Here is a 19,628-nt window from a genome sequence, read left to right as displayed (position 1 = left end):
TTGTCCACGTGACGTAGAACTTAATTAATAGCTCAAATCACTATTGTCTTTAGTGAATGGCTTAAAAAAGAAATAATTCTTGCCTCACCCCTTATAGATAAATACGATGGTTTATATTGGAAAAAGATAAGAATGGTATGTATCATGAAAAGAGATTGAGTGATTTATATATTATTGAAAAGGGGAATGAAAGTTGATGAATGTATTAATGATAAATATTCCAGCTGAGGGCCATGTTAATCCGACTCTTGGTGTAGTAAAAGCTTTAATTGATCGTGGAGATTCTGTTCATTACGTAACCACTGAAGAATTTAAAGAGAGAATTGAAGGTTTGGGTGCTAATGTATACCTTCATCCTAATCATTTAAAGGGATTAACACCTCAAAAAGTCACTAGTATCCATGAATTTATGCAAATCCAATTAAAACTTTCCTATGATATTTTGGCTGTTGTTCAAGAATTAGCTGATTCCATCCCATTTGATTATGTGTATCATGATACATTTGGTGCGGGACTGCTGGTCAAAGACTATTTAAACATTCCTTCTATCTCTTCATCATCTTCCTTCGCTATTCCTCAGGAGCAATTCCTGAAAATGCTAGAAAGTGGCAGAGGTCTTCCTCTAAATCCATCGCCGGAAATCGAGAAAGAAAATTCGACTATAACGGAACGGATCCAGGAACGTTTCGGTGTGAAGGTAAAGCACCACTTCCAATTTATGATGAATACTTCTGATTTGAATATTATCTATACAAGCAGAGAGTTTCAACCAGGTGGAGAATATATGGATGATTCATATGTATTTATCGGTCCTTCCATCACGAAACGGGTGCAAACACATGATTTTCCGTTAGAGGAACTCAAAGACCAGAAAGTACTGTATATTTCAATGGGTACCATATTGCAAGGATTTGAATCTTTCTTTCAAACCTGTGTAGAGGCTTTTAGAAACTTTGAGGGGAAAGTCATATTTTCAGTGGGCATGGCTACTGATTTAGCCAAGCTGCAGCCTTTGCCGGAAAACTTCATTGTACGTAGATATTTACCGCAGCTTGAAGTTTTAAATCATACGGACGTCTTCATTACCCATGGAGGAATGAATAGTACGAGCGAGGCTCTCTATTATGAAGTGCCCCTTGTCGTCATCCCCCAGACCTCAGATCAGCCTATGATCGCTAATCGATTAGAGGAACTTCAAGCCGGGTTTAGAATTGATCCACATGAAGTAAGCATAGAAAAGCTACAAGAATCCGTTCAAGAGGTATTGTCCAATCCTGCTTATCGGGAAAATGCTAAGAAGTTGAGCAATAGCTTTAAAAAAGCAGGTGGAGCAAAAGAAGCTCTAACGGCTATAGATGAGTACTTAAAAAAGGTAAGTTCGGGTATCTTCTAAGGCATATAAGGGGTACGGTCAGAAAAATGATCGATTGACATCTGTATCACTCCTAGAAGAGATTATCGAAGTAACACGTCAATTGAATCATCAAAAGGATCTTCGTTGAAGATCCTTTCAGTTTGTAGACAAAAGGGGTTCGGAATTAAAAAATTCCGAACCCCTTTTTGAGATGCCCTTTGAATTTTTGCCTGAAGTTAGGAGATTGGGGTTCTACGAGCCCACTATGTTAGGCCATTTTTGGACCTCCCCATGTCCAATTGGCCATCTTCTTTAAATTAATGGCAGCGAAAGTAAGCATCGCCTGCATCGACAATTTTTTAAGTCCCCTTAAAGTTGTCCAACGCATACCATGCTTTTCTTTTGCATCTGCGAATACACGCTCAATCGTTTCTTTACGTTTCGCATATATAGTTTTTACATCTTGATGATGACGCAGATGATCGGCTTCTTCCACATGTGTTTGCCAAATATGCCGTGTCACCACTTTTTGATGGTCTTTGCTTTCTGTACACTGAGATAAAAATGAGCATGTCGCACAAGTGTGTTTGGGTGATTTATACTCGCGATAGCCCTCTTTATTGGTTGTTGAGTACTTTAATAGCTCTCCCGAAGGACAAAGGTAACAATCAAAATGTTCATCGTATACATAGTCCTGTTTGCGGAAAAATCCTTCTTTGGTGCGAGGACGTGTATAAGGTAAAGCCGGTATGATTTCTTTGTTAAAAAGGTAGCTTGTAATCGCTGGTGTTTTATAAGCTGCATCTGCGGCAACGGCTTCCGGTTTTCCAATTTTCTCAATCACTTGTTCAACTAGTGGCTCTAAGATCTGACTGTCATGTATATTTCCAGGTGTTACAATCGTTCCCAATATAAAACCGTTGCGGTCTGCGGCCGCGTGGAATGAATAGGCAAACTGTTTTGTTCGTTCATCTTTCACATAGTAGCCACTCTCAGAATCCGTTGTACTTTCTTTAATCTCTTTGGTCTCTTCTTTATCAAATTTATCTGATGGAAAAGGCTTCTTTCCATGGTTTTCACGATCTTGATTGATTTCTTCTTGAAGACGCCCTTGATACGCTCGTGTTTCTTTACGAACGATTTTCTTTTCAAATTTCCGTTTATTCGCACTGGCTTTCACATGTGTGGAATCCACGAAAACGTGTTCAGCACTTATTAACTTTTTATTAGCAGCTGTCATTAAAATGCGATAGAAAATCTGTTCAAACAGGTCTGTATCTTTAAAGCGTCGCTCATAATTTTTCCCAAACGTAGAGAAATGAGGTACTTTATCATGGAAACCATAGCCTAAGAACCAACGGTAAGCCATATTAGTTTCAACTTCTTCAATCGTTTTACGCATGGAACGAATACCGAAGGTATATTGAATGAATGCAGTTTAACTAAAATAACTGGATCAATACTTGGGCGTCCTACCTCTGAATACATATCTTTCACCAAGTCATAAATGAAAGTGAAGTCAATGGCAGCCTCTAGTTTACGAACCAAATGGTTCGGTGGCACCAGTTGATCTAACGTAATCATTTCAAGTTGATCTCGCTGAATAGAATTATGTTTCGAAAGCATCCTCATCACCTCAAGTTTTAATACTTCTATTTTAAAACAAAAGCGACTCAGGGCAAAAGTGTTTATCTAAAAGATAAGACAAAGTTGATTGGAACGGAAGGTACGAGACTCCTGCGGGAAAAGCGCGTCTAGGGGAGACCCCGCAGGCGAAAGCCGAGGAGGCTCCCCGACCGCCCGCGGAAAGCGAGTGCCTGGAGTGGAAATCAACGGCCAAATTGTACAACTCATAAAAAATAGACAAACTCGATTTTCCTAGAGTTTGTCTACAGTCTGAAAGGATCTTCGTTGAAGATCCTTTTTCACTGTGATTTATAAAATGAAATTCTAAATACCTAATTATAATAGGTGAAAAAGACGATCAATGGTTTGGGTACGGAAATGATTCGAATTTACACTCCCCCTCAATACATATTATGGATAAAATAGTAAAATATAGGTTGATGGTATATCTCATGTTGTGCTAATCTACAATAACTAAGGTTACATATTATGCTTTCATACCTTTAAATAATTTTGTTATAGAAGGGATGGAGATTTAAATGGCTCAAATTGTTGATATTGATAGATACCTTTGTACTGGGGGTTTAATCTATCTATATGAGAGGGCCTTTTCCCTAAGCCTTGCCAGGAGGTAAGGAACAGTAAGAAATCACCTATACAATATTAATAGAGGAGAGGAATGCCTTATGAAAATACGTAAGCAAATTACATTCGCTAGTCTGGCCCTTTTACTAGCTGGAAGTTCCCTGCTATACACATCGCCAACCTCAATTGCAAAAGTAGAGCCCACTCAAAATGTATCTAGTCCGTTACAAACAAGCACTCAACGAGGTCATAATTCCGTCAAGCAAGCAATGCGGGATACATTGCAACTTGGATTCCCAGGGATACTTGCTAAAACTTCTGTGGATGGAAAAACGTGGGGGTATGCCGCTGGGGTAGCGAATCTGAGCACCAAGAAACCAATGAAAACAGATTTTCGTTTTCGCATTGGCAGCGTGACGAAGACGTTCACCGCAACGGTTGTACTTCAATTAGCTGGAGAGAACCGCTTGAGTCTAGACGACTCCATCGAAAAATGGTTGCCTGGTGTCATTCAAGGAAACGGATATAATGCTAAACAGATTACCATCCGGCAGATATTGAACCATACAAGTGGTATCGCTGAATACTCAAGGTCAAAAGACGCTGATTTTATGGATACAAAAAAATCGTATACGGCTGAAGAACTAGTGAAGATGGGGATTTCACTGCCCCCAGACTTTGACCCAGGAAAGGGCTGGTCCTATTCAAACACAGGATACGTATTACTGGGTATTCTTATTGAAAAAGTAACCGGAAACAGCTACGCGGAAGAGATTGAAAATCGGATTATTGAACCGCTTGAATTGTCGGATACATTCCTACCTGGTAATTCAAGCGTTATTCCAGGCACCAAGCACGCTCGGGGATATTCCCAACCAGACGAAGCAAGTGAGATAAAAGACGTTACCTATTATAACCCAAGTGCAGGTAGCTCGGCTGGAGATATGATTTCTACTGCTGACGACTTAAATAAATTCTTCTCTTCCTTGCTCGATGGCAAATTACTGAAGGAACAGCAACTAAAACAAATGCTTACTACAGTTCCTACAGGAAGAGCAGGTATTGATGGATATGGTCTTGGAATCTATGAAACTAAGCTTCCAAACGGTGTCTCGATATGGGGACACACAGGTGGCATTCTAGGGTTTTCTACTATTGCTGGAGGTACACTTGGAGGCAAGCATACGTTGGTCGTCAGTTTGAACAGTTTGGGTAGAGATAACAGTCCTAATCCTTTTAAAAATATTTTACTTGCTGAATTTAGCAAGTAGGCAAAAAGGAAAAATTTTGTCGTAGTTTTTATAGTTAAAAATATACTTTTCTGGTTCAAAAACCCCGACTTACTTTTAAAAATAAATTTAGGGCTTTTTGGAATCCAGGTGGCAACCCCATGCTATTAAGCTAATAAAACAAAATCCTCCTTAAAATGAAAAAATACGCTATTCTTTCTGTAAAACCATAGGAAAGGATGGCGTTTTTACTCATTATGTTGGCAAATTGAACTTAACTTTAAAACATGGAAATCATTTTTTCGTATTAAGCAATGTAATTTTGTAAAACTGGAAAGATTAGAGTGTCATCTATATGGACAATTAATTAGCATCCTTCTTTGTTCCCCCAATATGCTTCAAATGCGACAATTACTCCTCATCAAGAAGAAACGAAAATTGAGTGAATATAAGGCTGTTTATATCATTAAAGATCATTTTCCACTATTTTATCAAGCATTTAAATAACGAATATTAATAGACTGACAACCTCAAAATATCATAAACATAGATTTCACTTCCTTTTATTTATTATCTTCACATCAAGCATCACAATACTAATACCTTTACTTTTTTTCTTCGTGTTGTTTTTTCGCCCGCGGCAAGGTACTTACACTGATCCCTGTCATTTATTCAACTTGTCTATAAGATTTCGTTTTTAATAAATCAAGAGAATGTGCAATCTGTTTTTATATTTCTTGTTCGCCCTTCTTTAGAATCCGGATTTAATTTCGGAATCGCTTTTCCTTCTTGTTTGTTCTACAATCGTACCTCTTTCAAATTCGGCAAATGAACTAATGATATTAAACATCAATTTTTTTCTATTGGTGTATTTTCCACTACTATCATATTGAGTATATGAACCTTAACCCCTTTTTAGAGAAAACCATTTAATTGTTTGAATAGCATTTTTACCGAACGTGCAAAGCGATCAAATTTTGTTACAACAAGTGTATCTCCAGTTTCTGGTACCGAAAGTAGTTCTCGAAATTTTGGACAATCAAATTTTGTCCCCGTAAACTTTTCGGAGTAAATTACTTCGCAACCTTTTTTCAACATTTGAATTTCAGATTCCGAATCTTGGTTTAAGGTACTCACTCTGGCATATCCATATTACGCACAGTAATCTTTCTGGCATTAATCAACCGCTGTTTGGCCTGATTGATCGCATTATGAATTTTTACGTCATTCGCAAAAAAGATTACCTGATCGTAGGAGTAAAGCTGATGGTCCCGTCGTCCATCGGAAAGCATATCATCAAACATCTTAATCTTGTAATCATAGCGCTTATGATCTTTCTTATTCAATTCCAGTACAACCCAAGTGGTAGACGTCCCCATCAGTTCCTTTAAAAAGAAAACAGCATCTGGTATTCGGTCTCGATTATCATTGTAGGCCTTCAATTTACTTTGATTATCTCCTTCTCCTAACATAGAAAAGCGAATTTCCCTCTTTGTTCGAAATAAGTCAACGGCCTGCTTTTCCGATTGTAGTTCATGTATCAAGTCGGTAATAAGAAGATCATGCTGCATGGTGTAGATCGTTGCCTTATTTGGAACGGTCACATTGACATTCGTTAATTTCCTTGCCTTAATCGTTCCAAGATAAACCCCTACTTTATGCAATGCGTTCATGCTTGACAAATTTTTGGCCGTCACCATACCATTCCTCAAAATGAACGATAAATACTCCAAATCTTCTCTTTCAACGAAGTGTACTTTAGCATTACCAAAAATATCATCTTCTTCTAGAAATATAGTCAAGCTGTACTCAAATTGAACAAAAAACTAATAATTAGAGTTGGATCATGAATTATTCATGCACCTCTCACAGATTTGTACTTGCGTGTCTTTGCATACGAAGCATTTTGCAAAAATATGTTGACATGAACATTGTCTCTGTTTTAAATTATAGCTAATACAAAAAAAAGTTTCCTTAAAGAAACTTTTTGAGAGGTGGTCAAGTAATGTCTGAAGAAAACAAGGTTTCCCGCAGAGATATATTAAAGATGGGGACTGCAGGAGCGTTTGGGGTAGCTGGAACGTATTACTTTAATAAAATGGCACAATTTCCAACTGTAGCTAAGGCAGCAAATGGTTCGTCTCACAAAACTAGCCACCATTCAAATCATTCAAACATGATTGATAAAACAAAAACGACAGGTTATAAAATGGCAGAACGGCTCCTTACTGAGTTTGATTATGGAAAAGTTACCAAGCTGCCAAACGGGCAAACACTCCGGGAATACGAGGTCGTGGCTATTGATAAAGAAATTGAAATTGCCAAAGGAATTAAATTTCCTGGCTGGACTTATAACGGGACTATTCCAGGACCAACTTTTCGTTGTACCGAAGGGGACCTTTTGCGGTTTCACTTTATTAATAAGGGCAGCCATCCCCACTCTATTCATTTTCACGGAATCCATCCTCCAGAGATGGACGGTTTAACTTCCATTTTTCCTGGACAAAAATTCACATACGAATTTGAAGCGAAGCCATACGGATTACAAATTTACCATTGCCATGTACTTCCCCTAGCCCGTCATATCCATAAAGGTCTATACGGTAATTTTATTATTGATCCAAAGAAGCCAAGAGAGCCGGCATTCGAGTTAAACATGGTTATGAATGGATTTGATTTGGATTTAGATGGCGCAAACGAATTTTACACAGTGAATGGCTATGCCTTCGCATTTATGAATCACCCTATTAAAATTAAAAAAGACCAACTCGTTCGGATTTATCTAAGTAATTTAACAGAATTCGACTTATTAAATTCGTTTCACTTGCATGCGAATTATTTTACGTACTATCCAACCGGTAGAAACGATAACCCCTCCCAGTTTACAGATACCATCATGCAATGTCAGGGAGAGCGTGGAATAATTGAGGTTCGTTTTCCTTACGCGGGAACATATATGTTTCATGCCCATGTTAGTGAATTTGCTGAGTTAGGCTGGATGGGATTTTTTGAGGTCGAGTAAAGAAGGGGAGATATTAATATGAAGGGGAAAGGAATAATTACTGGTTTAATACCGTTAATAATACTAATAGGTGTGCTGGGATTTGTGCTAAAGAATGGAGCAGGTGTAGAAAAAGATCCTGCAGCACCAATAGAAGTGTTGAACATTGAACGCATCAAGGTAACTAATACCGGTTTCGAATTATCTGTTAGTAATACGGGACCCACACCATTGACGATTTCCCAAGTTATGGTCAATGATTCGGTGTGGAATTACAGTGTCTCCCCTCAAGCTACACTTGAACGATTTGAGGAAGGAAAGATAAACATCGCTTACCCATGGGTGGAAGGTGATCCACACACCATTAAATTAATCACAGAAAATGGAATTATCACGGAAGGTGCACTTGCAGCCACCACGCTTACTCCAGAAACCAACCGAAGCAACTTTTTGAACTACGGCTTAATAGGCTTTTATGTTGGAATAGTGCCGATTACATTGGGTTTGTTGTGGTATCCATTTATGAAACGTTTCTCACGAAAGTGGATTAATTCGATTCTTGCCCTTACCGTTGGGCTGCTTTTATTTTTATTTGTTGGGACGCTAGCTGATGGATTTGAGATTGGTGCAGAAGCTCCTTCTGTCTTTCAGGGCAATATGATTGTCATTATTGGAGCTTCCTTAACCTTCTTATTATTAATCGGCTTTGATCAGTATCAACAAAGAAAGCAAGAAAAGAAAGGGTATTCACCTTTTGGTATGGCTTTGTTGATGGCTACCGGAATAGGACTTCATAACTTTGGGGAAGGCTTGGCAATTGGTTCTTCTTTTTCTCTTGGTGAAGCCGCTTTAGGAACCTTTTTAATTATCGGATTTACCCTTCACAACATTACGGAAGGCATTGGAATCGCTGCTCCTTTATTAAAGACCACACCTAGATTGAAAGACTTTTTATTACTGGGAGGTATCGCAGGTGCACCCGCCATTTTAGGTACTTGGGTTGGGGCGTTCATCTTCTCGCCAATTTGGGGAGCTTTGTTCCTGGGTATTGGTGCAGGGGCAATTATTCAGGTAATTTATGTAATAACGAAAATGCTCATTGACGATCATAGAACACATAGAGAACCATCTGTCTCATGGTTAAACCTTTCTGGATTCACGATTGGACTGTTAATCATGTACTTTACTGCATTTTTCGTTAAATTTTAAGGGAGAACTAAATAAATGAACCTTGGAGTATTGGACCTGAAAAGCTTCCTACTGTCGGGGATAGGTTGTTCTTTAAGTGAACAATCAATTAAAGGATTTGTAGATGTCAAGGAAGAAGACATTGCAGGAGACTTCTATTCTCTTGTTCATGTTTTTTAGGTGATTTCTTGAAATAAGGTCACATGTACGACCATCATTTTGTTCTCTAAAGGTTCAAAAACATGGGGGCGTCATAATTTGCCTACACCACCATTTCCCCCTAATGAAGAGGCGTAATTCATTGCAGTCCAGCACCCGAGTGGCGGATGGCACTTCACCCTGGCGAAACGATGCCTTTGTGTTACTCTGTAAATAATTCCAATTTCAGGAGGCTGATTATTAATGTTTTCAAATATCGGAATTCCAGGTTTAATATTAGTACTTGTCATTGCCTTGATTGTTTTTGGACCAAAAAAGCTGCCGGAAATCGGCCGGGCTTTTGGACGTACTTTAACTGAATTCAAAAGTGCGACCAATGGATTAGTATCTGATGAAAAAGATAAAGAGGAACAGAATAATCCTGAGTTAACGACTGGTGAAAAGAAACTGGATAAATCGTCAGTTTCATAAGGTACTAGGGTAGACGGGGCACCCGTCTATTTATTTTATTTTAAAAAAACGAGACATCCGCCAAGGAATACAGCGATATACATCTTATCGGTTTCTGATGCAAATATGATTTGTTAGAAACATATAACCTCAACATCTATTTCCACTATGAATTATGATGTTTTTACTCTCTCACTATAGGCAGACTTCACCATTTGTTGAAGTTGCCCTTTTTTCAGCATATACATCACCTACTCCACAGATTAATTGTTTGGCTGTTCGAAGTATTTTTAGCCTAACTTAGAACGAACTCGCTAATTAATAAACCGGTGATCTTGTTCGACGATATTATTCATCTGGTTTTATAAAGTATATTAGAGCTATACTAAAGCCCTGTTTTTTCGGATATCCCCTACTCCCTCCGCCTACTATTGCTTTTTACCAGCTTGATTCCTTGAAAAGAATAAGCATTTTGATATTCTTGGATTGAAACTTTACCCATCAAAACGTTCTAGTAATTCAATAATCACTTTAAAGGTCGATATTGTATCCATATAGGCATATCGCCCTTTTCCGTTAAAAAAGTTACCTGTCTGTATGACCGGATAGCCCATTTCCTCCAACATCTTCATTTTACCTTCCATATCTTTAACGACAAAAGAGATATGGTGAACTCCCTCACCATTTGTTTCAAGATGATCTTTCCATGTGCTAGGTGATTCGCCCGGCTCGATTAATTCAACCTGAATTAACGGGGTATCGATGAACATGTATCTAGATTCTCCTTCAGTGGGCTTCCCTTTGTAAATCACATTTGTAATTTCGGTTGATCCAGAATGAATGATGGGAGGTTTTTCAATACCCAACAACTTACAATATGCATCTGCAGCCGCATCCAGGTCTTTTACAACTAACGCAAGCTGTTCCACTTTGTTAGTCCCTAATAACGGCTGAACTCTTTCATCTTCTGGTCTTTCCCATGCCGTTTTTCTTGGCTCTTCACTTTCAAGCAGCTCAACTAACGTTTTGTGATTATCTAGTGTATCCACATATACATACCGGCCGTCACTTGAAGTGAATTCACCCGTTTGCAAAGCTGGGTATGCACTTTTCTCCATGATTGGCAGTCTCTTTTGGATAGAATCTACATCAAAAGCAATATGGTGGATCCCTTCACCTACTTCATCCAGGAACTCACGCATCGTTCCTGGATTTTTATCTGGTTCTATTAGTTCAATTTGGACGGTTGGTGTATTCAGAAAAGCCAGTTTAGATTTTGATTCCGTTGGTACACCTCTAAAAGTCACTTTCGAAACAGAACTGTCACCAGTTAGAAATGGTTCTGCCTTCTTAATGCCTAGCAGTCTTGTGAAAGCTAGATTAGCAGTTTCAATATCTTTAACAACAAATGCAAGTTGATTAATGTTCCTATTGCCCAATAGAGATTCTGCCAACCTTATAAACCTTCTTCCACAATTTATTTTGTTATAAACTCAACCCAGTCCACGAACTGACAAACCACCGTCGCTGGAAATGACTTCACCGGTAATTGCACGCGCTTCGTCCGATGCTAACAGGACATAAGCAGCTACATGATCTTCGGGCATCTGGGCAAGCTGAAGTGGATTTCTTTTCTTTATGCTGCTGGCCTTCGTATCATTATCCACGATTTTAACGAATGGACTTAGAGGAGGAATGACCGATAATGCCGTCAGTGTGCCACCAGGCGCCACAGCGTTTACCCGAATATTCGGAGCGAGTTCAAAAGCAAGTTGGCGCATTAACCCTATTTGAGCATGCTTGCTTGCTGTGTACCAAACCCCGCCGCCATCAGGATAGAAACTAGCACCGGATACAGTAAAAATAATATTGCCATTCGATTTTTGCAGTTCATCAAGAGCGGCTTTTGCACCGAAGAAAGATCCTTTAACGTTAATATCGAACAGAAAGTCATATGCTTCGGAAAGTGCATCGGGAGTTACGTCGGCAAATTTGGCAAACCCATCAAAGACTCCAGCATTAGCAACGAAAACATCCAGCTTTCCGAATTGCCTGACAGTGGCCTGTACAGCCCTCTCATTGTCTTCATATTTGCTTACATCGCCTTGATGAACAAGAATCCCTTCACCAAATTCCTCCTTCATTTTCTTCAGCGTTTCTATTGAGCGGCCGATAATGCTGACTTTTGCTCCTTCATGTATGAAACGTCTAGTGACAGCTTCCCCTATACCAGAGTTCCCTCCGGTAATCAACACTACTTTATCCTTTAACGCCATTGCCATTACAACCAGCCTCCTTGTTATCCTTTTTATGCTAGTAATATTTATACGAAGATAGCAAGATTCCTGGTATTTATCGTTGTTTGGTCAACGATGAATATCCGTTTGGCAAGTTTCCATTTACCCTCTTCGAATATGAATTCATCATTTCGTTCGCCCGAAATCAAATCGTGTTGAATATCCGTGCTCCGGCTTCGATAGATAAGAAGATAGCTCTTGATGACTGCCTTTTCACCTTCAACAAAGTCCTTAACGCGCACGTTAGAGACAAAACGGCGTGTTCTTGATGGCGGTATTTCCGCCCATGCATAATCTGTTTTCAAACGATCCACGCGCAGTCTCAGCAGCTCAATATCATCATTGAATGTAAACATTTCCGTTGAATAATCCGGGCGTTCCACCCCTTCTTTATTAATGCGAACGGGCATTTGGTAGCGCAAGCTTGAATGCATTAGATCGAACCAATCATCAAATTCAATATCATCCAGTAATTGTGCTTCATCATACAGCCACTGTTCAAATTCACATTTAAGCAACATTTTCTCCACATTCATTTCCATTCCCCCTCCCGCTTATCATTTCGTCATCAACTCCAGCCAGTACTTGTAAAAATTCCGTTGGCTCGCTTCTGTGAATTTATCATCGTAAGCAATGCCCGGTCCTATGAAATCAACAGGGTCACGATGAAGACCCATGGTATAATTATAGGTTAAATTCTTTAAGAAAGGCATTGGGCCCTGGGCTGCTTCAGTAATATCTGTAAACACTTCCGTATCATCCTGTTCGAAAATACCGGATGGGCTAAAGGTCAAGATAAACGAATCTCTTGATCTATCTTTCCAATCTTGGGAGGCGTTCTTTTCGACGAGCATCCAAGCGATCACTTCCATTTTATTGTGACCAATTGGCCGCCACATTCTAATTGAAGTGTTGGAGATGAACTGGTCTTTGATTTTTGTATGGGAAATTAAAAATGATAAGTTGGGGAAAACGTTCCCAATCATATTCTTTAAGTTTGATAAAACTTCATATTGTTCTTCAGACAAATTACTTTTAAATTCATCTTTCAATTCTGCCGGGAAAGCGAAGTCAGGGTTAGGTGTCCCTAAGTTCAGCCCATGGCCGTTATCCATATGGATTTGAAAACCACGCTTTGAATAGGTGGCATTGGGTACCATGCCAAGTTTTGCAATGGATCCGTGTGTGACCATCGTGTGATAGGAATCACCAACAAAGTTATCGGAACCCACTTTCCAATTGGAATTAACAACGAATCTTTGCGGGACCCCGATAACTTCCATTTCTGCGCGTCCTACGAGTATATCCAAATACCATTTAATATCTCCAAGAAACTCTTCAAGCGGCTCAGCGTCTTCATTCCAAGTTCCAAATAAAAGGCCTTTATAAGAATCAAGCTTCACTTTGTGAAGGCCCATTTCTGAGCGGTCAAGTGTGCTCCCATATATGTCCTTTTGAAGTGGTACCCCCACTAGTTCGCCAGTGTTTTTAAAGTTAAATCCATGATAGGGACACGTAAATAAAGACTTGTTTCCTTTATCAGCACGGCATAGTTTCATTCCGCGATGTGTGCACATATTATAAAACGCCCTGATTTCCCCTTCACCGTCACGGGTTATGATGAGCGAATAGCCAGCCAGTTCACGGGTCAAGAAATCTCCTTTGTTGGGTACTTCAGATTCATGGCCGACAAAAACCCATGTTTTCAAAAACACTTTTTCATGTTCTATATCATAAACCTTTTGATCTCCAAGGAGGTATGCAGGTATAACGCCTTCCTCTGGTTTAACCGTTTCGTTCAAATAGTTAACAACTTGCTGTTTCGACATTTCTTCCAGGGACTTATCAGTTTTAAGCATACTTTTCTCTCCCTTCCATAAATTTGACCTCATAATTCATTATCCGATTTGAACGCTCTTTTCCTTGTTTTGCAGAGTAGCCAAAACACTTAATGCGGCTAAATAACTCGTTTTAGGATTATTTGGCATCGGATCATTTTCCACTTCGAGTTTGAGTTTCCCGAACGAACCTGACGCTTCTATTAGATGGATGTTTTTCAGTACACTTGGATCGGCAATGATTTTCACTTTTGTCTTTTCAGATCCTAGACCAGCCAAAGCCAGCACAATCGCAACATTAATGTTTCTCGGAAACTGCTTGATCGCTTCTGCAGCCGACCCATCAAATAAAACCGTTTCTTCTTCCATTGAAGAACCTGCAGGTAATGCGTTTGGCGGTTTTCTCGTGGTGATGCAAACAGATTCAAGACCATTCACCGCTTTTGCCGATTTAAGTACATCAAGACCTCCAATCGCACCAGACGGAAGGAAAATATTCACGTTATTATTTTTGCAAATCAGGTTTGATTGTTCTTCAAAGGCAGCATTGGCCATCACGCCTAAGCTGCTTAGTAAGAGATTTTTCCCGCTTTTAAGCACTTTAAATGCGTACTCTTCAGCAGCTTCAATCGTTGCAGCCTCTATGACTAAATCTACATCGGATTTAAGTAGTTCATCAACATCATTAAATGGCTGTGTCCTGAATTCTTCAGCTAGTTGAGCTGCGATTTCTTCACGGCGGGCATAAATCGAAACGATTTTCCCACCTGGAAGAAGCCCATCGTTATTTATTGCCTGAAGCAGAAATTTCCCGATATTGCCGCATCCGATTAAGCCTAACCTCATGTAGATTCATCCCTCCTCAATTAGCAAACCCGTATGAGTCCGCAAAGAATTCCAGCCCACAATGTCTTGTTTCCCGGGAAACACCACTTTCTTTTAATCCAGGGAAGTCGAGAGCCAAGTCACTGAAAACGGTATGATTATTATGGAAAACCGCACCAGCTTCGAGTCGATCTGCCATATCAATAGCTATCTCTTCATTCTCAGTCCAAACAGATGCACGCAAGCCAAACTCACTATCATTCGCTAATTTCACAGCCTCCTCAATATCATTGAATGGTAGGATGGGAATGACAGGTCCGAATTGTTCCACACGAACCACTTCGCTCTGCTGATTGACATCAGTAATAATAGAAGGAAGCATATAATAACCTTTATCCCAAGCTTCAGGATTATGTTGAATGCCACTGGTGATTATGTTTGCTCCCGACTTAGCTGTACGTTCGATCAAGCCATTCACAAAGTCATACTGTGCTTTATTATTCAATGGACCCATCGTTACGTCAGGCTGAATGCCATCACCAACTACCATCCGGCTAAATTCTTTGGTCAGCTTTTCAACAACCTCATCAAAACGTGATTCTTGGACGTACACTCGTTTAACAGCAGAACACACCTGGCCTGCAGCTCGTAAAATCCCCATCCTCAAACGTTTGATTGCCGCTTCATCCATAGTGGCGTCTTCCAAAATAATGGCAGGGTCGTTGCCGCCGAGTTCCATATATACTTTTTGTAGATTTCCAGCTGATTTCTGCATGATATTTTTTCCGGTTTCAGTACTACCGACAAACGCCACTGTCCGGACGCGGGAATCGGAACAAAGTGTATCACCGATTGCTTTTCCTGATCCTGAGACTATATTGATGACTCCTGGTGGGAAATGTTCAGCAACTACTTTTAAATAGGTCATTATCGTTAACGGGCAATTCGTTGCAGGTTTCACTACAACGGCATTGCCTGCCAAGACAGCAGGAATGACCCTTTTGAACGTTAATATCATTGGAGAATTCCACGGAGTTATAATTGCCGTGACGCCTCTTGCCCTTCTTCGGATTTGGACTTTTTGATTTCCTTGAAGCACTTCAGGTTTCCACCAATCAAGTAACTCTGTAGCGCAGCCCTTCATGACTTCAACACATCGTAGCAAATCCTTTTTAGCTTCAACTAGTGTTTTACCATTTTCACGTACGAACACTGTAACATTTTCCTCGATTACTTTTGAAAGTTCTTCTGCCGCCGAGTTCATCCGGTTAGCCCGATCCCTGACATCAGAACGAGACCAACTTTCAAAAGCATATTCTGCCGCTTCAATCGCTTCATTCACGATATCCCCAGAGCATATTGCCACCTGGCCAACTACTTCCGATCTGTTTGCCGGATTTATCACATCCACTTTTTCCGGCATTTCTATCCATTCTCCATTAACAAGGTATTTTCCTGAAACAAATGGATATGTCGAAATCATCCTCAATCCCCCCTTACAGTTTTTTGGGCTTAAATGCTTCCGCAGCTCCTGGTGGTCCCCCAAATGGCTTTGCCATTGGTCCCACAGCTTCCATATCAACAACGATCATGGAAGGCTTACGTCTTTCTTTTGCCTTTTTCAATTCGGATATGAATTCATCTCCAGAACCAATCCGTACAGCATCGAAATGCATGGACTCAGCCAGCTTCACAAAATCGGGACTCAATAAATCCACGGCAACCTGCCGGCCATATGCGGCTGTTTGAATATTTCGCAGAACCCCATAACCTGAGTCATCAAACAATACGATGATAACTGGTAAGTTTTCTTCGGCGGCCGTAACCATTTCCCCGACATTCACCATAAAGCCTCCGTCTCCAGCCATAAGAACGACAGTTTTATCTTGACACCCTATTTGGGCACCGATTGCTGTTGGAAGACCTTGACCAATTCCACCCCCAGATGCATGAATGGAGGTTCTCGGTTCATAGATTTCAAATAAACGGCTGCCCCATACGTTTGCCTGCACAGTTACATCTCGAACTAAAATGGTATCGTCAGGTAATATCTCCCTCATGCCATCTAAAAATTCCGCATAAGGGCCAAGCGTTTCCCGGAGTTGAGCGCGCACTTCATTTCTAAGCGAAAGAACTTCTTGTAAGTAAGAAGGTTCCGCATTCACTGAGTTTTCTTCGAGCTTTTGAATGATGCCAGCTAGCATATCTTTTGCATCGCCAACCAAACCTAGTGTGGCTTTGTAGTTGCGGTTAATTGCCTGCCAATCTGCATCTATCGCTATATGTTCTTCTGGAACCGGTACTTTCCAGTTGGATGTTTCATTTCCCCTAAATCTTACACCTACGCTAATCAATAAATCCGCATTTCTCAAAAACTCTTTTGTAGTTTCATAGGCCGCAAAATGTCCTATACATTGTTCATGATTTTCTGGGATCGAACCTTTTCCTGACTGACTGGTTATCACTGCTGCACCAAGGATTTCCGCCAATTTTTGCAGTTCGTGCGAAGCATTGGCACTTATGACCCCACCCCCGGCCCATATCACAGGACGGCGTGCTCCAACCATTTTTTTCACGGCTTGTTCGGGAATAAATGGCTTTGAATTTGTTTCAAACGCCGAAACTCGTAGCTCCTCGAGTGAAAGATCTTCTATGATTGCCGATTGAAAGTCAATGGGAATTTCCAATGTGACCGGTCCAGTTGGTGCAGTTAAGGCTTCTTGGATCACCTTCCTTACAACCGCTGCTGATTGGGCAGGGTTTCTAAGCCTCACTGCATTTTTACAAGCACCTCTCATCATTGAAAGCTGGTCTTTACACTCATGTATGTATCCTTTGCCTGTACCAAGATAAGAAGAATCGACCTCACCGGTAAGATGAAGAAGGGGGACACCAGCTGCCCAAGCTTCCACTAGTGAACCAGCAGCATTTCCTGCCCCTGTTCCGGTACTGGTAATCACCACACCCAATTTCCCAGTGGCGCGGGCATAGCCATCAGCCATATTGACGGCACCGCTTTCTCCGCGTGAACAAATGAGTTTAATGCTACCTTCTCTAAGAATTGCATCATAGATGGGCATATTGTGAATACTGACAATCCCGAAAGCAACGCCCACTCCTGCTTGAACCAGCTCCTTTACGATGGAATCGGAGGTCGTAAACTCTATTTCTTCTTGTATTTTCATCGCGTTTGCCTACCTTTTTTAATGATATATTTAAAGTGCCTTTCCGATCGCTCCTGCCGTCTCAATCGTCGAACCCGCTACATAACTTGCTTTGTCTGAAGCAAGGAAAACAATGACACTGGCCACTTCTTCCGCTTCCCCTACGCGGCCGAGAGGGATATTCCGTTTTTTCGCAAGTTCCCCGTAATATTCTTCCGGATCCATATCCGGCGCATTTTTCAATCTTCTTCGCTCCCATTGATCGGTCCGGATCAATCCAAGACTCACTGAATTAACCAATATATTGTCAAAGGCCAATTCCTGGGACAAGGTTTTGCTTAAATTAAGGAGACCAGCCCTTGCTGCTGCCGTCGCTACCATATGACGTTCAGGTTCTTTAGCAAGCGTTGCGTTAATATTAATAATCCGCCCCCCTCCCCTTTTCACTAAATGAGGGTGCGAAGCACGAACGGCATATATGATGGCAAAGAACTTTAATTGAATCTGTTCATCCCACTGCTCATCCGTAATGTCAAAAAAGTGACCCATGACGCTTTGACCGGCTGCATTCACCAATATATCGATCCCGCCAAACCTCTCAGCCGTACCATTAATGAAAGAATCCACATCCGATTTTGAGGTGACATCACAGGTTGATGCAAAGATATCCGCCTTCTCACCAAATGAGAGTAGTTGACTTTGTGCACTTTCCATTCGCTCTGTGCTTCTGCCGCATATAGCCACTTTCGCTCCCTCAGCTAAAAACATTTCTGCTGTTTTTAATCCTACACCCGACGTGCCTCCCATAATGACAGCCACTTTACCTTGCAATCCTAAATCCATCTCTTCACTCCTTTAAAACCATTTTCCTTAAGCGCAGTCCTTTAAAGAACAAGAAGTTAACTTTCACTGTAACCATAACATCCAGTGCAAGAAGAAATGGAGGAAATGGACGTCCATCTCATTTCTCGGCCGTTACTGAATCATCTATAACAGAATTCACCCAGCCCGGATCGGGATCTCCTCCCATTGCTTTGCGGGCTTCCGGTTTCGGCGGCCCTGCAATCCCCCATTGATCCATTAAATGTGGTACACGTTTCCATACACGTGCTCTCCACTCCGATTCATCTTCAATCGTTTCCAGATAACATGTATACTCCATAACAAAACCGCCTGGGTCTTGGAAATAACAAAAAATATTGTCTCCAGGTCCATGACGTCCAGGTCCCCAAAGTTCTGACAGTCCCGCTTTTCGCACATTGCTTATGCCGCGCATCAGTTCATCCACTGAATCGACTTCGTATGCGATATGATTGATTGACGCATGTTCATCTTGATTAAAGGCAATGGAGTGATGCTTCCTGTTGCATCGCAGAAATGACATTTGATGCTCACTCCAATCGGTAACTTTAAAACCAAGTACATCTGTATAAAACTCAACGATCATATCTAAGTTCTTCGTATTCATTACAACATGATTAAGTTTCACTGGATCAACATTTTTCTTGTTCCAAATTGACGTTTGAACTTCAACCCAAGCCGAAAGCTCTATCACGCGGTTTTCCGGATCAATAAACCGTAATCCATAACCAGCACCTGCTTCATCCAAATAGCCAGGTGGTTCAATAATTCTAACGCCCTTCGATTGTAATATCCCCGCTGCACGATCCACTGCATTTTTATCGACCATGCCGAAAGATATATGATGCAAACCACGTTTTTCTCCCCTATGAAGGCTTAAAATATGATGTTCCGGTCCTGCACCCCGAAAATAAACCGTATTCTCCTCTTCCGGAGCATCCACCCTATCCAGTCCCCAAACCTTTTCATAAAACTCTGCTTGATCGTCGAAATTCGGAGTAATCATGCTAATATGCCGTAAATGAGTAATCCCAAGCATCCTTTTTATACC

16 protein-coding genes and 3 pseudogenes are annotated in these 19,628 nt (G+C 40.7%); 7 read left to right on the top strand and 12 right to left on the bottom strand.

Translation table 11 applies throughout. The features are described 5' to 3' along the window. Positions 1-196: 196 nt before the first annotated feature. The gene (locus tag UP17_RS10975; protein WP_349817603.1) at positions 197-1,393 is read left to right on the top strand and encodes a macrolide family glycosyltransferase; all 1,197 of its coding nucleotides are present in this window, start codon (positions 197-199) and stop codon (positions 1,391-1,393) included. Positions 1,394-1,622: 229 nt separating this feature from the next. Here UP17_RS10975 and UP17_RS10970 read toward each other — a convergent pair. Next, a pseudogene (locus tag UP17_RS10970) lies at positions 1,623-2,980 on the bottom strand (IS1182 family transposase). A gap of 686 nt (positions 2,981-3,666) precedes the next feature. Between UP17_RS10970 and UP17_RS10965 the strand changes: the two are divergent. Continuing rightward, a complete protein-coding gene (locus tag UP17_RS10965) occupies positions 3,667-4,836 on the top strand; it encodes a serine hydrolase domain-containing protein (protein WP_061463042.1) in 1,170 nt (389 codons plus the stop codon). A gap of 204 nt (positions 4,837-5,040) precedes the next feature. After that, positions 5,041-5,298, top strand: a pseudogene (locus tag UP17_RS26405) (transposase); the annotation flags it as partial. A 101-nt stretch (positions 5,299-5,399) separates the two neighbouring features. Here the strand turns inward: UP17_RS26405 and UP17_RS10960 are convergent. Together UP17_RS10960 and UP17_RS10955 are read right to left on the bottom strand one after the other, a co-directional pair. After that, positions 5,400-5,892, bottom strand: a pseudogene (locus tag UP17_RS10960) (recombinase family protein). A 35-nt stretch (positions 5,893-5,927) separates the two neighbouring features. Beyond that, on the bottom strand, positions 5,928-6,596 hold the full coding sequence (locus UP17_RS10955) for a hypothetical protein (RefSeq protein WP_061463041.1): 669 nt from the start codon (positions 6,594-6,596) through the stop codon (positions 5,928-5,930). A 203-nt stretch (positions 6,597-6,799) separates the two neighbouring features. Between UP17_RS10955 and UP17_RS10950 the strand changes: the two genes are divergently transcribed. The 4 genes from UP17_RS10950 to UP17_RS10940 all read left to right on the top strand — a co-directional run bounded on the left by UP17_RS10950 (position 6,800) and on the right by UP17_RS10940 (position 9,613). Continuing rightward, the gene (locus UP17_RS10950; RefSeq protein WP_061463040.1) at positions 6,800-7,816 is read left to right on the top strand and encodes a multicopper oxidase domain-containing protein; all 1,017 of its coding nucleotides are present in this window, start codon (positions 6,800-6,802) and stop codon (positions 7,814-7,816) included. 18 nt (positions 7,817-7,834) lie between these two features. Continuing rightward, entirely contained in the window at positions 7,835-9,004 is a 1,170-nt protein-coding gene (locus UP17_RS10945) for a ZIP family metal transporter (RefSeq protein WP_061463039.1), read from the top strand. Positions 9,005-9,019: 15 nt separating this feature from the next. Then, positions 9,020-9,163 (top strand): hypothetical protein, encoded by a 144-nt coding sequence (locus tag UP17_RS27520; protein ID WP_155727296.1) that lies wholly within the window; start codon positions 9,020-9,022, stop codon positions 9,161-9,163. Positions 9,164-9,385: 222 nt separating this feature from the next. Next, positions 9,386-9,613: a twin-arginine translocase TatA/TatE family subunit gene (locus UP17_RS10940; RefSeq protein WP_061463038.1), complete on the top strand. Its 228-nt coding sequence runs from the start codon at positions 9,386-9,388 to the stop codon at positions 9,611-9,613. Positions 9,614-10,086: 473 nt separating this feature from the next. On the opposite strand, the gene UP17_RS10935 is transcribed toward UP17_RS10940, so the two are convergent. The 9 genes from UP17_RS10935 to UP17_RS10895 form a co-directional block, all read right to left on the bottom strand. Then, positions 10,087-11,046 carry a VOC family protein gene (locus UP17_RS10935; protein WP_061463037.1) on the bottom strand — a complete coding sequence of 320 codons (960 nt, stop codon included), beginning with the start codon at positions 11,044-11,046 and terminating at the stop codon, positions 10,087-10,089. A gap of 39 nt (positions 11,047-11,085) precedes the next feature. Continuing rightward, positions 11,086-11,874: an SDR family NAD(P)-dependent oxidoreductase gene (locus UP17_RS10930; protein WP_250211794.1), complete on the bottom strand. Its 789-nt coding sequence runs from the start codon at positions 11,872-11,874 to the stop codon at positions 11,086-11,088. 41 nt (positions 11,875-11,915) lie between these two features. After that, positions 11,916-12,425: an aromatic-ring-hydroxylating dioxygenase subunit beta gene (locus UP17_RS10925; protein ID WP_061463036.1), complete on the bottom strand. Its 510-nt coding sequence runs from the start codon at positions 12,423-12,425 to the stop codon at positions 11,916-11,918. Positions 12,426-12,446: 21 nt separating this feature from the next. Then, positions 12,447-13,748: an aromatic ring-hydroxylating oxygenase subunit alpha gene (locus UP17_RS10920; protein WP_061463035.1), complete on the bottom strand. Its 1,302-nt coding sequence runs from the start codon at positions 13,746-13,748 to the stop codon at positions 12,447-12,449. 39 nt (positions 13,749-13,787) lie between these two features. Next, a complete protein-coding gene (gene nadX, locus UP17_RS10915) occupies positions 13,788-14,573 on the bottom strand; it encodes an aspartate dehydrogenase (RefSeq protein ID WP_061463034.1) in 786 nt (261 codons plus the stop codon). Between the two features lie 16 nt (positions 14,574-14,589). Next, positions 14,590-16,035 carry an aldehyde dehydrogenase family protein gene (locus UP17_RS10910; RefSeq protein ID WP_061463033.1) on the bottom strand — a complete coding sequence of 482 codons (1,446 nt, stop codon included), beginning with the start codon at positions 16,033-16,035 and terminating at the stop codon, positions 14,590-14,592. Between the two features lie 13 nt (positions 16,036-16,048). Then, a complete protein-coding gene (locus UP17_RS10905) occupies positions 16,049-17,737 on the bottom strand; it encodes a thiamine pyrophosphate-binding protein (protein ID WP_061463032.1) in 1,689 nt (562 codons plus the stop codon). Positions 17,738-17,767: 30 nt separating this feature from the next. Further along, the gene (locus tag UP17_RS10900) at positions 17,768-18,559 is read right to left on the bottom strand and encodes an SDR family oxidoreductase (RefSeq protein WP_061463031.1); all 792 of its coding nucleotides are present in this window, start codon (positions 18,557-18,559) and stop codon (positions 17,768-17,770) included. A gap of 118 nt (positions 18,560-18,677) precedes the next feature. Beyond that, positions 18,678-19,616 carry a VOC family protein gene (locus tag UP17_RS10895; protein ID WP_061463030.1) on the bottom strand — a complete coding sequence of 313 codons (939 nt, stop codon included), beginning with the start codon at positions 19,614-19,616 and terminating at the stop codon, positions 18,678-18,680. Positions 19,617-19,628 lie beyond the last annotated feature (12 nt).

It is taken from the genome of Peribacillus simplex, from assembly GCF_001578185.1.
Lineage (GTDB): Bacteria > Bacillota > Bacilli > Bacillales > DSM-1321 > Peribacillus > Peribacillus simplex_A.
The sequence above is the reverse complement of the archived record's forward strand: the minus strand, read 5'-3'. Positions and strand labels throughout refer to the sequence as shown.

Excerpts from the sequence above, each read along its gene's own strand:
- UP17_RS10905 (WP_061463032.1), bottom strand. The coding sequence starts at position 17,737 with ATGAAAATACAAGAAGAAATAGAGTTTACGACCTCCGATTCCATCGTA.
- UP17_RS10965 (WP_061463042.1), top strand. The coding sequence starts at position 3,667 with ATGAAAATACGTAAGCAAATTACATTCGCTAGTCTGGCCCTTTTACTA.
- UP17_RS10950 (WP_061463040.1), top strand. The coding sequence starts at position 6,800 with ATGTCTGAAGAAAACAAGGTTTCCCGCAGAGATATATTAAAGATGGGG.
- UP17_RS10900 (WP_061463031.1), bottom strand. The coding sequence starts at position 18,559 with ATGGATTTAGGATTGCAAGGTAAAGTGGCTGTCATTATGGGAGGCACG.
- UP17_RS10920 (WP_061463035.1), bottom strand. The coding sequence starts at position 13,748 with ATGCTTAAAACTGATAAGTCCCTGGAAGAAATGTCGAAACAGCAAGTT.
- UP17_RS10930 (WP_250211794.1), bottom strand. The coding sequence starts at position 11,874 with ATGGCAATGGCGTTAAAGGATAAAGTAGTGTTGATTACCGGAGGGAAC.
- UP17_RS10975 (WP_349817603.1), top strand. The coding sequence starts at position 197 with ATGAATGTATTAATGATAAATATTCCAGCTGAGGGCCATGTTAATCCG.
- UP17_RS27520 (WP_155727296.1), top strand. The coding sequence starts at position 9,020 with ATGAACCTTGGAGTATTGGACCTGAAAAGCTTCCTACTGTCGGGGATA.
- UP17_RS10945 (WP_061463039.1), top strand. The coding sequence starts at position 7,835 with ATGAAGGGGAAAGGAATAATTACTGGTTTAATACCGTTAATAATACTA.
- UP17_RS10895 (WP_061463030.1), bottom strand. The coding sequence starts at position 19,616 with ATGCTTGGGATTACTCATTTACGGCATATTAGCATGATTACTCCGAAT.
- UP17_RS10940 (WP_061463038.1), top strand. The coding sequence starts at position 9,386 with ATGTTTTCAAATATCGGAATTCCAGGTTTAATATTAGTACTTGTCATT.
- UP17_RS10910 (WP_061463033.1), bottom strand. The coding sequence starts at position 16,035 with ATGATTTCGACATATCCATTTGTTTCAGGAAAATACCTTGTTAATGGA.
- nadX (WP_061463034.1), bottom strand. The coding sequence starts at position 14,573 with ATGAGGTTAGGCTTAATCGGATGCGGCAATATCGGGAAATTTCTGCTT.
- UP17_RS10925 (WP_061463036.1), bottom strand. The coding sequence starts at position 12,425 with ATGAATGTGGAGAAAATGTTGCTTAAATGTGAATTTGAACAGTGGCTG.